Genomic DNA, 13,014 nt, shown 5'->3' on the forward strand with positions numbered 1-13,014 from the left:
GGCCGGCGGTGGCGTGACGAGACTCACGCACACCGGGCGCTGCGGACACGCCCTACGGCAGGTGGTCCAGCCGCCGCAGAATGACGCCCTCGCGCAGCGCCCACGGGCAGATCTCCAGCGTCTCGACCCCGAACAGGTCCATCGCGGCCTCGGCGACCAGCGCCCCGGCGAGCAGCTGCCGTGAGCGCCCCTCGGACACCCCGGGCAGCGCCACCCGCTCCTCCGCGGACATCGTGGCCAGCCGCGGCACCCACTCCTCCAGCTTCTTGCGGGTCAGCTCGCGCTGGACGTAGAGGCCCTCGGCGGAGCGCGCGGCGCCCGCGATCCGGGCCAGCTGCTTGAAGGTCTTGGACGTGCCGACGACCTGGTCGGGGGTGCCGTAGCGGCTGAATTCGCTCACCACCTTGGCGATCTCGGCCCGCACCCGGCGGCGGAGCGTGCGGACGTCGTCGGAGTCCGGCGGGTCGCCGGGCAGATCGCCCGCGGTCAGCCGGCCGGCGCCCAGCGGCAGCGACACCGCCACGTCCGGGTCCTCGTCGAGGCCGTAGGCGATCTCCAGCGAGCCGCCGCCGATGTCCAGCACCAGCAGCCGGCCGGCGGACCAGCCCAGCCACCGGCGGGCGGCGAGGAAGGTGAGCCGCGCCTCGTCCTCACCGGAGAGCACCTGCAGCTCGACATCGGTCTCCAGGGCGACCCGGCGCAGCACGTCCTCCCCGTTGGTGGCCTCGCGGATCGCCGACGTGGCGAACGGCAGCACACTCTCGACGCCCTTGTCCTCGGCCACCTGCAGCGCCTCGTGGATGGTGGCCACCAGGCGCTCCACCCCGGGATCGCTTATCGCCCCGGCCCCGTCGAGGAGTTCGGCCAGGCGCAGCTCCGCCTTGTGCGAATAGGCGGGCAGCGGGCGCGCGCCCGGGTGTGCGTCCACCACCAAGAGATGGACCGTATTCGAACCCACATCGAGGACACCGAGTCTCATACGGGGAAACTTACTGGGCGCGACGTCCGCTCCTGTCGGCGCGGTCCGCACCCGTCGCTCCCCCTTACGCTGGAGTCGTGGCAAAGACGAAAAAGGCGAAGCACGAAAAAGCGCTCAAGAAGGAAGAAAAGCGGCGCGCCCAGGCGGCCGAGGGGCACCGGGCCCCGGCCGACGAGGTCGGGCTCGACTTCGCCCGCGCGTGGGTCACCTTCCCGGACCCGGGCGACGACGAGCAGCTCTTCCGCTGTGACCTGACCTGGCTGACGTCCCGCTGGACCTGCATCTTCGGCAGCGGCTGCCAGGGCATCCAGGCCGGCCGGGCGGACGACGGCTGCTGCACGCTCGGCGCGCACTTCTCGGACGACGACGACGAGAAGCGGGTGGCCGAGCATGTGGCACGGCTCACGCCCGACCTGTGGCAGTACCACGACGTGGGCACCCAGTCCGGCTGGGTCGAGGAGGACGAGGACGGCGACCGCCAGACCCGGCGCTGGGAGGGCTCCTGCATCTTCCAGAACCGCCCCGGCTTCCCGGCCGGTGCGGGCTGCTCGCTGCACATCCTCGCGCTGCGCGAGGGCCGCGAGCCCCTGGAGACCAAGCCGGACGTCTGCTGGCAGCTGCCGGTCCGGCGCACCTACGACTGGATCGACCGGCCGGACGACACCCAGATCCTGCAGGTGACGATCGGCGAGTACGACCGCCGCGGCTGGGGCTCCGGCGGCCATGACCTGCACTGGTGGTGCACCTCGGCGACCTCGGCGCACGGCGCGGGCGAGCCGGTCTACGTCACCTACAAGCCCGAGCTGACCGAGCTGATGGGCAAGAAGGGGTACGCCAAGCTCGCCGAGCTGTGCGAGGAGCGGCTGGCGGCGACGCTGCCGATGGCGCCGCATCCGGCGGACCCCCGGCCCCCGAAGAAGTCGAAGAAGCCGCAGAAGCCCCAGGAGTAGGCGCACACCGGGGCCGCCGGGACCAACGGGACCGGCGGCCGCCGGGTGCGCTCAGCGGGCCGGATGCGTCGTGTTCGAGGGTGTCGAGGACGGCTCCGGGCCGGTCGGCTTCGGCGTCGGACCCGTCGGCGTGGGCGTGGGCGAGGGGGACGTCGGGGTCGGCGTGGGCGTCGGCTTCGGACCCGGCGGGGTCGGCTTCGGATGCGGGGACGTCGGACGCTGCGGACCGGGAGCCGGGCCGGTCACGCCATGGCCGTGCATCGTGACGACGGTGCCGCCGGGCTCGATGGCGATCCTGGCCCGCCAGTGGCCCGCCGGCTCCCGGTCGTGGTCGATGTAGACCGTGATCGTCGTGGACTCGCCCGGCAGCAGCGTGCCCGCCGTATGACTCATCTGCAGCCAGGCCGCGCCCGCCGACGCCCGCCAGCGGACCGGGGTGCCGCCCGAGGCGCTGAGCGTGAGGACCGTGGTCCGGCCGCGGGGCTCGGCGGCGACGGTCAGCCGGCCGGGGCCCGACTCCGCCCGGCCGCCCGGCCCGCCCGGCCGCTGCGGGGTGCCGTCCGCGCTGATCACCTCGACGGACACATCGGGCGTCCCGTCGCCCGCCTTGAAGCCGGGCCCGGGCGTCGTCCTGGCGTTGCCGGCGTTCTCGTACGGGCGGCCGCCCAGCCGCGGCCCCGGCTCGGTGTCGCTGGCCGTCACCGAGGGCGAGTCGTCCGCCGCCACATCGGTGGCGGGGCCGCCCCGGTATGCCGCCCACAGGGCCAGCACCGGCGCGGCGACCACCGTGGCGACCACGGTGGTGGTCAGCGCCCGGCTGCGCAGCCGGCGCCGGCGGGCCACCCGGTCCTTCGGTGGGCCCACGGGGAATCCGCTGCGGTCATAGCGAGGAGAACCGTTTGCCCCACTCGCCCGGCCGCCGCCTCCCGCACCGGCCACCCCTTCCGCGCGGCCCGACTTGGCGCGCCGGGCCGCCGCCAGCGCGCCGAGCACGGCCTCCATGGGCGCGGTGACCAGCGGCAGGGTGCCCTGGGGCACCGGTGCGGTGCCCGGCCAGGTCCCCGGCGCTGTGGCCCGCTCCGCGGTCCGCCGGCACTCGGCGCAGTCGTCGACATGGCGCACCAGCTCGCGGCTCAGCGCCGCGCCCAGCAGCATCTGGGTGTCGCCCGCCAGCCGCGCGACTTCGCGGCAACGGCCGGACTCGACGACGGCCAGCGCCGCCCGGGTCCGTTCGACCTCGCAGGACGCGGTGGCCAGCAGGGCGCGGGTGGCGATCGGGTCGGCGCCGAGCACCGCGGCGACCTCGTCCGCCGAGAGGTGGTGGCGCACCGAGAGCTCCAGCGCCTCGCGCTGCTCGGGGGTGGTGCCCGCGGCCTCCGGCCAGGCCAGCGCGGCGAGTTCACGCTGCCGGCGCTCGGCCTCGCGGGCCGCTCCGGGGCCCGGCTTCCCGGCGGCCGGCGCGGTCCGCTCGGCGAGCCGGCGCAGACAGGCCCAGCGGGCCAGCGCGTAGAGCCAGGAGCGGTGCAGCGCCGGGTCGGCGGGGCGGCGGCCGTGGTGCCGCTCGGCGAGCGCGAGCATCTCGCCGAGCACCGCGGTCGCGGCGTCGTGTTCGCACAGCACGGACAGGCAGTAGGTGAACAGCCCGTCCAGATGGGGCTGGTAGCCGTCGCGGCTCCCGTCCGGGGGGCGCGCGGCGTCCGGGCCGGGCCGCTCGGACGGCTGCCGCCGGTTCCGGCGCCGCGCGTCGCCGCGCGACCGGTGTGCGCCGGTGGAGTGCGTGGGGTGCTCGGGCCTGCTGCTCATCACCCCGGCGACGGTAGGCGGATGATGCAGCCCTGCTTGCTCGCGTTGGACACTTTTAACCCTTACGGGTGACCATCTCCCTCAAAAGGGGACACGAATAGCTCTTTACACGGGCGCTGCGCTCCGTATGCGCCACTCGGTCGGCGCAACCGCCGGCCGCGGGCGCCCCCGCACCGGAAGATCGTGGCCGGGCGCCCGCTCCGCGAGAGCTCCCGGCGGCGTTGTCAGACCCCGCCGCTACGGTGACCCCATGGCAACGCGTAAATCGTCGGGCAAGGAGCGTCCCTCCTACCGCTGCACCGAATGCGGCTGGACCACCGCGAAATGGCTCGGCCGCTGTCCCGAGTGCCAGGCATGGGGCACGGTCGAGGAGTTCGGCGGCGCCCCCGCGGTGCGCACCACCGCGCCCGGCCGCGTCACCACCGCCGCCCTGCCCATCGGCCAGGTCGACGGCAAGCAGGCCACCGCCCGCTCCACGGGCGTGCCCGAGCTGGACCGCGTCCTGGGCGGCGGGCTGGTCCCCGGCGCCGTCGCCCTGCTGGCCGGCGAGCCCGGTGTGGGCAAATCCACCCTGCTGCTGGACGTCGCCGCCAAGGCCGCCTCCGACGCCCACCGCACCCTGTATGTCACCGGCGAGGAATCCGCGAGCCAGGTACGGCTGCGCGCCGACCGCATCGGCGCCCTCGACGACCATCTGTATCTGGCCGCCGAAACCGACCTGTCCGCGGTGCTCGGCCATCTGGACACGGTCAAGCCGTCGCTGCTGATCCTCGACTCGGTGCAGACCGTCGCCTCCCCCGAGATCGAAGGGGCGCCCGGCGGTATGGCCCAGGTCCGCGAAGTGGCCGGCGCACTGATCCGGGCCTCCAAGGAACGCGGTATGGCCACCCTCCTGGTGGGCCATGTCACCAAGGACGGCGCCATCGCCGGACCGCGCCTCCTGGAGCATCTCGTCGATGTCGTCCTCCACTTCGAAGGCGACCGGCACGCCCGGCTCCGCCTGGTCCGCGGCGTCAAGAACCGCTACGGCACCACCGACGAGGTCGGCTGCTTCGAGCTGCACGACGAAGGCATCATCGGCCTCGCCGACCCCTCCGGCCTCTTCCTGACCCGCCGCGCCGAACCGGTGCCCGGCACCTGCCTGACCGTGACCCTGGAGGGCCGCCGCCCCCTGGTCGCCGAGGTCCAGGCGCTGACCGTCGACTCCCAGATCCCCTCCCCCCGGCGCACCACCTCCGGCCTGGAGACCTCCCGGGTCTCGATGATGCTCGCCGTCCTGGAACAGCGCGGCCGGATCAGCGCCCTGGGCAAACGCGACATCTACAGCGCGACGGTCGGCGGCGTGAAGCTGACCGAGCCCGCCGCGGACCTCGCCGTGGCCCTCGCACTGGCCAGCGCGGCCAGCGACACCCCCCTGCCGAAGAACCTGGTCGCCATCGGCGAAGTGGGGCTCGCGGGCGAGGTCAGACGGGTCACGGGCGTCCAGCGCCGGCTGTCCGAAGCGGCCCGCCTCGGCTTCACCCACGCCCTCGTCCCCTCCGACCCCGGCAAGATCCCCGACGGGATGCGGGTGCTGGAGGTCGCCGACGTCGGACAGGCACTCAGCGTGCTGCCCAAGCGGGTCCGCCGGGAGGCCCCACAGGAAGAGGGCGCACGCCGGTAGACTTTGCCCTGGTCTCGCCCGTCACCGCAGAATTGCCTGTCGGCCACGTACGCTCCGCTGGTACGTCAACCACAGCATGGGCCGGGCGGCCTGCGGACCGACAGACCTTGCGACGGAGGAGTGCAGTGGCAGCCAACGACCGGGCATCGACTCCCGGCAGGTCCGGTGGCAGTTCCTCCACCGAGAGCCTGATGCGCGCCTCGCTGAGCGCCGTCGCGCCCGGTACGGCCCTGCGCGACGGACTGGAACGCATCCTCCGCGGCAACACCGGCGGACTGATCGTGCTGGGCTTCGACAAGACCGTCGAGACCATGTGCACCGGCGGTTTCGTCCTCGACGTGGAATTCACCGCGACCCGGCTGCGCGAGCTGTGCAAGCTCGACGGTGCGCTGGTCCTCGACAAGGACATCACCAAGATCCTGCGGGCCGGCGTCCAGCTGGTCCCGGACGCCTCCATCCCGACGGAGGAGACCGGCACCCGCCACCGCACCGCCCAGCGCGTCTCCATCCAGGCCGGCTTCCCGGTCGTCTCCGTCAGCCAGTCGATGCGCCTGATCGCCCTCTACGTCGACGGCGAGCGCCGCGTCCTGGAGGAGTCCGCCGCGATCCTCTCCCGCGCCAACCAGGCCCTGGCGACCCTGGAGCGCTACAAGCTCCGCCTGGACGAGGTCGCCGGCACCCTCTCCGCCCTGGAGATCGAGGACTTGGTCACGGTCCGCGATGTCACCGCGGTCGCCCAGCGCCTGGAGATGGTCCGCCGGATCGCCACCGAGATCGCCGAGTACGTCGTCGAGCTCGGCACGGACGGCCGGCTGCTCGCCCTCCAGCTGGAGGAGCTGATCGCCGGCGTGGAGCCCGAGCGGGAGCTGGTCGTCCGCGACTACGTCCCCGAGCCGACCGCCAAGCGCTCCCGCACGGTCGCCGAGGCGCTCGCCGAGCTGGACGCCCTCAGCCACACCGAGCTCCTCGAACTCCCCATCGTGGCCCGCGCGCTGGGCTACAGCGGCGCCCCCGAGACCCTGGACTCCGCGGTCTCGCCGCGCGGCTTCCGCCTGCTGGCGAAGGTCCCCCGGCTGCCCGGCACGGTCATCGACCGCCTCGTCGACCACTTCGGCGGCCTGCAGAAGCTCCTCGCGGCCAGCGTCGACGACCTCCAGACGGTCGACGGCGTCGGCGAGGCCCGCGCCCGCTCGGTCCGCGAGGGCCTGTCGCGGCTCGCGGAGTCGTCGATCCTGGAGCGGTACGTCTGACCTGCGCACACCGCGGCACGGCCCTCAGGCCGTGAGCCGGACCCCCGTCACGAGATCGGGGCGGATGCGCAGCACATGCTCGTGCGGCCGCTCCCGCCGGGGGAGTTCGTCCGGCCCGCTCCACCCCGGGCGCAGCAGGCGCCGGTAGCGCGCCAGCGCGTCGGGGTCGGTGACCAGATGGCAGTAGCCGGTGACCACGACGCTCCAGCCGAGGTGGGTGACGGCGTCGATGGCGTCCGCCTCATAGGCGACGACCACGCCCCCGGCGCCGGCCCACCGGTCCCGGATGGTCAGTGCGGCGCCCTCGTGGGTGCGCAGCACGATGTCGCCGTCGTCCACGAGATGCGGGACGGGGTGGATCGCCGGCAGCGCGTGGCGGGTGAAGACGATCCGGCCCAGGGAGACCGTGCCCAACAGCCGCAGGGCCTCCGCGCGGTGCAGGGCCGCACTGCGGCGCGGCCCCTCTGCGGCTGCCCCGCCCTGCCCGGTGCGGGCCGCGGCGCAGTGCCCGGCCGACGTGTCGTTCACCACCCGCTCCCTCTCGTCCGCACACGCTGACCTGCCCAGTAGACGATCACCGGCCACCGCGCGCCAGGGGCCGTTCGGCCCCTAACGCGCCGCCGCCGGCCTCGGCCGGACCCCGCCGGCGTCGAGCAGCGGGTCGTGGCGGATGCGGTCGGCGGGCAGACCGGCCGCGGTCAGCCGGGACACCGTGGCGCCGACCATCGCGGGCGGACCGCTGACATAGGCGAGGTGACCGGACCAGTCGCCGTGACGGGCCACGGCCTCGGCCACCGGGCCGTACGCACCGGCCGCCGCGCCCTCGTCGAGCACCGTCACCACCCGCAGCCACGGGCGGCAGTCCGCCCAATCCGCCAGCACCCGCGCGTCGTACAGCTCGTCGCGGCTGCGGGCGCCGAGGAACAGCTGCACACGGCGGCGCTCCTGGGCGGCCCGCACCGGACGCCCGGCGCCCCCTGGCCGGCGCCCGGCCAGCTCCTCCACCAGCGCCTTGACCGGCGCCCAGCCCGTACCGCCCGCCACCAGCAGCAGATCGCGGTCGAGGGCGTCGTCGTCGAGCGTCATCGTGCCGTTCGCCGGGCCCAGCCGCAGGACGTCCCCGACCAGGGTGCGGGTCACCAGGGCCTCGCTCACCCCGCCCTCGCAGGTCTGCCGCACATGCAGCTCCAGCTCGCCTTCCGGCCGGGGTGCGCAGGCGAGGGAGTACGGCCGCCACGCCTGGGGCAGCAGCGGCGATTCGACGGCCGCGTACTGCCCGGCCCGGTAGGGGTAGGGCTCATGGGGCCGTACGCGCAGGACGGCGAGGTCCGGGCGGCGCAGCTCATGGGCGGTCACCGTGGCCTGCCAGTACGGGGGTTCGGCGAGGGTGGCCTCCGCGCCCTCGACCATGGCCGCGACGGCGAACCGCAGCATCCGCACCCAGGCCGCTTCCACGGCGTCGGTCCACCGGCCGCCGGCGGTACGGCGCAGCGCCACCCGCAGCGCCGCCTCGAACGTCCGGTAGTGCACCGGCCGGACACCCAGTTTCCGGTGGTCGCGGCCGAGCCGGGTGAAGAGCGCCGCCACCTCGTCCGGGTCGTGCAGATTCTCGATCAGATACCGGAAGATCCGGGAGAGATGGGCGCGCTGGAAGTCCATCGACGCGGGGAACAGGCTCCGCAGATAGGGGCGGCGGCGGAACATCTCCGCATAGAGGTGTTCGATCAGCTCGCCGAAGGGGGTCACCAGATCCAGGTACTGGGTGATCAGACGCTGGTCGGCGGCACCGTCATAGCGCGCCGGGCCGGGTAAGTCCGGTTCGGCGGACCGCCTCGGGGACAGCAGCCGGTTGCGCAGCCGCATCGCGTCGTGCCGGGCGAGCAGGGCGTGGTACTCGCCGCCGACGGTGCCGGTGCTGGTGCTGGTGCCGGTGCCGGTGAGGGATTCCATGAACGGGCCTCCTGGGGTGACGGAGGGCGGGGCGGCGCCGCGGACCGCCGTGGAATCCGCCCGTCCGACGGAAAGGGGGCGCCAGTATGGCACCGGACACTTCTCCCCAAACGGCCCCATTCCCCGGGGCCTTTCGGCCCTTTCGCGGCCCCGTTCCGCCACGGCACCCTCGTGCCGGGACGTCCCGTCCCGCATGCCGGACCGCCACCGGAGAGGGACATACTGGATGATCCGTCAGCGGACCGACTGCCGGTATGCCCCGGGCGACAGAGCGAGCACTGCATGAACCAGCACACCCCACCCGGCCCGTTGCGGGTCTTCATCCTCGACGACCACGAGGTGGTCCGGCGCGGGGTGCGCGACCTCCTGGAGGCGGAGGGCGACATCGAGGTGGTGGGCGAGGCGGGCGACGCCCGGCAGACCCTCGCGCGGGTGCCCGCCACCCGCCCGCAGGTGGCCGTCCTGGACGTACGCCTCGGCGGCGGGGCCGGCACCGGCGGTGACCACGAAGGCATCGAGGTGTGCCGGGAGTTACGCGCCCGGATGCCGGAGCTGCCCTGTCTGATGCTGACGTCCTTCGACGACGACGAGGCGCTGTTCGACGCCATCATGGCGGGGGCGGCCGGCTATGTGCTCAAGCAGATCAACGGCTCGGAGCTGGTGCACGCGGTACGCACCGTGGCGGCCGGCGAATCGATGCTCGACCCGCGGGCGGCCTCCCGGGTGATGGCCCGGCTGCGCGGCCCGCGCCAGCGCACGCCCCAGGAGCCACCGGCGTCGGAGCTGGACCGGCTCTCGCCCCGGGAACGCGAGGTCCTGGAACTGATCGGACAGGGCCTGACCAACAGGGAGATCGCCCACCGGCTGTTCCTGGCCGAGAAGACGGTCAAGAACCGGGTCTCCGCCATCCTCTCCAAGCTGGGGGTGGGCCGCCGCGTCCAGGCAGCGATGGTCGCCGAACGGCTCCGGGAGCCGGGGGGCTGAGCAACGCGCCGGTGGCGGGACTGGGCGATGCACTGGCAGGGGGACTGCGCGATGCATTGACGGCGGGCTGCGCGATGCCCTGGCGGCCTGGGCTCGGGCCCGTTCCTCGGGCCGACAGTGGGACGCCTCCACACCAGACGGATACCAGGCGACTGAGCAACGCCCCGACGGCCCGGGCCCGTTCCTCAGGACGGCAGCGGGGCGCTCCACACCAGACGGGTACCGCCGGACGCGGGTGCCCCGACGGTCAGCCGGCCGCCGTACATCTCGGCCCGTGCGCGCAGATTGGCCAGCCCGCCGGTGTGCCGGGCAGCGCCCACCCCCACCCCGTCGTCCGTCACCGTCAGCGTCACCGCGTCGTCCACGGTCAGCACCAGGTCGAGTCGGTGCGCACGGGCGTGCCGGGCGGCGTTGCTCAGGGCCTCCACGGCCACCGCCAGCAGCTGTTCGGCCAGGGCGTCCGGGACGGTGGCGTCCACCGGGCCGTCGATGCGCAGGGAGGGGGCGAAGCCGAGCGTGCCGGTGGCGCCCCGGACAGCCTCGGTGAGCTCGCGGCGCAGGCTCGGACCGCCCCGGCCGTCGCCGGTGGTGCGCAGTCCGAAAATGGTCGAGCGGATGATTTTGATGGTGTCGTCCAGGTCGTCGACCGCGCGGCCGACGCGCTCGGCCGCTTCGGGCCGGTCGATGAGCCGGGTCGCGCTCTGCAGGGTGATACCGGTGGCGAAGAGCCGCTGGATCGCCAGGTCGTGCAGGTCCCGGGCGATGCGGTCGCGGTCGTGGAAGACCGCCAGTTCCTCCGACTCGGCGCGGTGGCGGCCGAGTTCGAGGGCGATCACGGCCTGGTCGGCGAAGCCGGAGATCAAGGTCGCCTCGGTGTCGTCGAACGGGGGCCGGCCCGCCAGCCGGCTCAGCCGCAGCGCACCGCGTCCGCTGTCGATCTGGAGGGGGACGGCAATGGCCGGACCGTGCTCCTCCTTGCTCCCGCCCTCGGTCCCGCCCTCGGTCCCGTCCTCGGTCCCGCCCTCGGTCCCGCCCTCGGTCCCGCCCTCGGTCCCGCCCTCGGTCCCGCCCTCGGTCCCGCCCTCGGTCCCGCCCTCGGTCCCGTCACCCAGGCCGAGCGGATACGCGCGGGGGTCGGACCGGATGTCGGCGCTGACCACCGGCCGGCCGGTGCGGGCGGCCATACCGGGCAGTGAGCCTTCGGCCGGTACGAGCAGACCGGCGATCCGGCCGGCGCCCGCACCGTGCGCCACCGCCACCCGCAGCCGGTCCGGCCCGGATTGGGTCGGCAGGAGCACGGCGGCGCTGTCGGCCCCCGCGACCTCCAGCGCGCGCTCGGCGATCAGCTGCAGCACCCGGTCCGCCTCGGTGCCGGACAGCAGGCTGCGGGTGATCTCGGCGAGCGCCTCCAGCCGGCGCTCCCGGCGGCGACTCTCGTGGTACATACGGGCGTTGTCGATCGCCACACCGGCCGCGATCGACAGGGTGGTCACCACGGCCTCGTCGTCCGCGTCGAAGGAGCCCCCGCCGCGCTTCTCGGTGAGATAGAGATTGCCGAAGACCTCGTCACGGACCCGGACCGGCACCCCGAGGAAGGTCCGCATGGGGGGATGGCGGTCCGGAAAGCCGTAGCTGTGCGGGTGGCTGCTCAGATCGGTCAGCCGCAGAGGCTCCGGGCGGCGGATGAGCTCACCGAGGATGCCCCGTCCGCAGGGCGTGCGACCGATCTCGGCCATGAGGGCGTCCGACATGCCCACGGGCAGGAACTGCGACAACCGCTGCCCGTCACCGACCACGCCGAGCGCCCCGTACTCCGCGTCGGTGAGGGTGACCGCCGCCTCGACGATGCCCTGGAGCACCTGCGGCAGTTCGAGCCCGCGCCCCAGACTCATCACGGCGTCGAGCAGACTGCGCATCCGGTCCGGTTCGCGAAGGTGTGGCCCCGGTAAGACCGGATCGTGCTGCGTTGCTTCCGACATGACTGAGCCGCTCCCCGGGTCCCGTACCTGCACAGCAGCGTACGCGAGCGCCAGAGGGGGCCGGCCCCGCTCGCCACGGCCGGGCGGCCCCAGCCCAGGGCCACCCGGGCCCGTACGAGGGGCTGTTCGGCCCTGGCGCCCCGGCGCACCGGCACCCGACCATGGGTACACCGGGAAGGGCGGCCAGGTCTCCCCCGTGCTCAGCGCCCTTCCCGGCCCACCGGACCACTGGGCCACCTGCCCACCGGCCCGCCCTGCCGCGGCCCGGCCGCCGCGTCAGCCGCGCAACAGGGCCGCCTCCCGCTCCGGGAGCTGCGGAGCCACAGGCTCGGTCGCCACGTCAGCCATGCAGCACACCCGCCTCCCGCTCCGCCGCAAGCCCCACCACCGGCCGGTCCCGGCACTACGGAGCCACGGGCCCGACCGCCACATCAGCCGCGCAACACCGCCGCCTCCCGCTCCGGCGCAAGTCCCACCACCGGCCGGTCCGGGCGCTGCGGAGCCACTCCGCCGAGGGACTGCAGCCAGGTCCAGGTGTCGGCGACCGTTTCGGCGACGGGACGGCAACGCAGCCCCGCCGAACGCGCCTTGGACACATCGGTGCTGAAGAACGCGTCCCGCGGCTCGCCGGGCGGCAGCCAGACCGGCAGCTCGATCCACGGCTCGATACCGGCGGCGAGGACATCCTCCGGAGCGGTCCAGCGCAGCTCCGCGTCCGCGCCGGTGGCCTGCACACAGCTCTCCAGGAACTCCCCCATCGTGGCGTGCCCGGCCTCGCTCACCAGGTTGTACGCACCGCCCAGCCCGGCCTCCAGCGCATCGACCGTCCAGACGGCGAGATCCCGGACGTCGATGTACTGCAGCGCCAACTCCCGCGGCCCCGGCGCGAGGACCGGGCCACCGCGGGCGATCCGGCCCAGCCACCACGGCAGCCGCCCGATGTTCTCGTACGGCCCGAGGACCAGCCCCGCGCGCAGCAGCAGCGCCCGGTCCCCGAACGCCTCGGTCGCGGCCAGCTCACCGCCCCGCTTGGCCTGCGCATAGTCCTCGGCGTCCGTGGCGTCGGGGGAGCCCGTCACCAGCGGAGCCCGCTCGCCGTACGGGGCGCTGGGCGGAGAGGCGTACACCGAACCGCTGGAGACATAGGCATACCTCCCGACCCGCCCGGCCAGCAGCCGCGCCGTGTCCCGCACCGCCGACGGCGCACCGCTCCAGGTGTCGACAACGGCGTCCCACTCGCCCTCCTCCAGGGCAGCGAGCCCCGCCGCGTCCCCCCGGTCGCCGTGCAGCGACGTCACCCCCTCCGGCGCAGCGTGCTTCCCCCGGTGAAACACCGTCACCTGCCACCCCCGCGCCATCGCCGCCTCGGTGACCGCCCGTCCCACGAACTCCGTACCGCCCAGCATCAGTAGCTTCATAACGGCGACTGTGCCGGACGCCGGTGGCCGGGACCAGC

Annotated in this window: 10 protein-coding genes; 4 read left to right on the plus strand and 6 right to left on the minus strand. The window is 74.2% G+C overall.

Features of this window, described 5'->3' with window-relative positions; all coding sequences use genetic code 11:
• Positions 1–52: 52 nt before the first annotated feature.
• Complete coding sequence (locus STRNI_RS18635) at positions 53–979, minus strand: Ppx/GppA family phosphatase (RefSeq protein WP_093643680.1); 927 nt, start codon at positions 977–979, stop codon at positions 53–55.
• A 77-nt stretch (positions 980–1,056) separates the two neighbouring features.
• Between STRNI_RS18635 and STRNI_RS18640 the strand changes: the two genes are divergently transcribed.
• Positions 1,057–1,929 (plus strand): DUF3109 family protein, encoded by an 873-nt coding sequence (locus STRNI_RS18640; protein ID WP_277411628.1) that lies wholly within the window; start codon positions 1,057–1,059, stop codon positions 1,927–1,929.
• Between the two features lie 51 nt (positions 1,930–1,980).
• On the opposite strand, the gene STRNI_RS18645 is transcribed toward STRNI_RS18640, so the two are convergent.
• On the minus strand, positions 1,981–3,732 hold the full coding sequence (locus STRNI_RS18645; protein ID WP_159486897.1) for a BACON domain-containing protein: 1,752 nt from the start codon (positions 3,730–3,732) through the stop codon (positions 1,981–1,983).
• 250 nt (positions 3,733–3,982) lie between these two features.
• On the opposite strand from STRNI_RS18645, the gene radA reads away from it, so the two are divergent.
• Both radA and disA read left to right on the plus strand, forming a co-directional pair.
• Positions 3,983–5,395, plus strand: a complete 1,413-nt coding sequence (gene radA / locus STRNI_RS18650) for a DNA repair protein RadA (protein WP_018093005.1) — start codon at positions 3,983–3,985, stop codon at positions 5,393–5,395.
• Positions 5,396–5,520: 125 nt separating this feature from the next.
• Complete coding sequence (gene disA / locus STRNI_RS18655) at positions 5,521–6,645, plus strand: DNA integrity scanning diadenylate cyclase DisA (protein WP_026170238.1); 1,125 nt, start codon at positions 5,521–5,523, stop codon at positions 6,643–6,645.
• 24 nt (positions 6,646–6,669) lie between these two features.
• On the opposite strand, the gene STRNI_RS18660 is transcribed toward disA, so the two are convergent.
• Together STRNI_RS18660 and STRNI_RS18665 are read right to left on the minus strand one after the other, a co-directional pair.
• Positions 6,670–7,173, minus strand: coding sequence for a pyridoxamine 5'-phosphate oxidase family protein (locus STRNI_RS18660; protein ID WP_277411629.1), 504 nt, complete (start codon positions 7,171–7,173; stop codon positions 6,670–6,672).
• 81 nt (positions 7,174–7,254) lie between these two features.
• Positions 7,255–8,595 (minus strand): globin domain-containing protein, encoded by a 1,341-nt coding sequence (locus STRNI_RS18665; RefSeq protein ID WP_277411630.1) that lies wholly within the window; start codon positions 8,593–8,595, stop codon positions 7,255–7,257.
• 282 nt (positions 8,596–8,877) lie between these two features.
• Between STRNI_RS18665 and STRNI_RS18670 the strand changes: the two genes are divergently transcribed.
• Positions 8,878–9,579 (plus strand): response regulator transcription factor, encoded by a 702-nt coding sequence (locus tag STRNI_RS18670; protein WP_266450552.1) that lies wholly within the window; start codon positions 8,878–8,880, stop codon positions 9,577–9,579.
• Positions 9,580–9,764: 185 nt separating this feature from the next.
• Here STRNI_RS18670 and STRNI_RS18675 read toward each other — a convergent pair whose 3' ends face one another.
• Together STRNI_RS18675 and STRNI_RS18680 are read right to left on the minus strand one after the other, a co-directional pair.
• The gene (locus STRNI_RS18675; RefSeq protein WP_277413280.1) at positions 9,765–11,495 is read right to left on the minus strand and encodes a sensor histidine kinase; all 1,731 of its coding nucleotides are present in this window, start codon (positions 11,493–11,495) and stop codon (positions 9,765–9,767) included.
• 494 nt (positions 11,496–11,989) lie between these two features.
• The gene (locus tag STRNI_RS18680) at positions 11,990–12,976 is read right to left on the minus strand and encodes an NAD-dependent epimerase/dehydratase family protein (RefSeq protein ID WP_277411631.1); all 987 of its coding nucleotides are present in this window, start codon (positions 12,974–12,976) and stop codon (positions 11,990–11,992) included.
• Between the last annotated feature and the right edge of the window lie 38 nt (positions 12,977–13,014).

The organism is Streptomyces nigrescens (assembly GCF_027626975.1).
Lineage (GTDB): Bacteria > Actinomycetota > Actinomycetes > Streptomycetales > Streptomycetaceae > Streptomyces > Streptomyces nigrescens.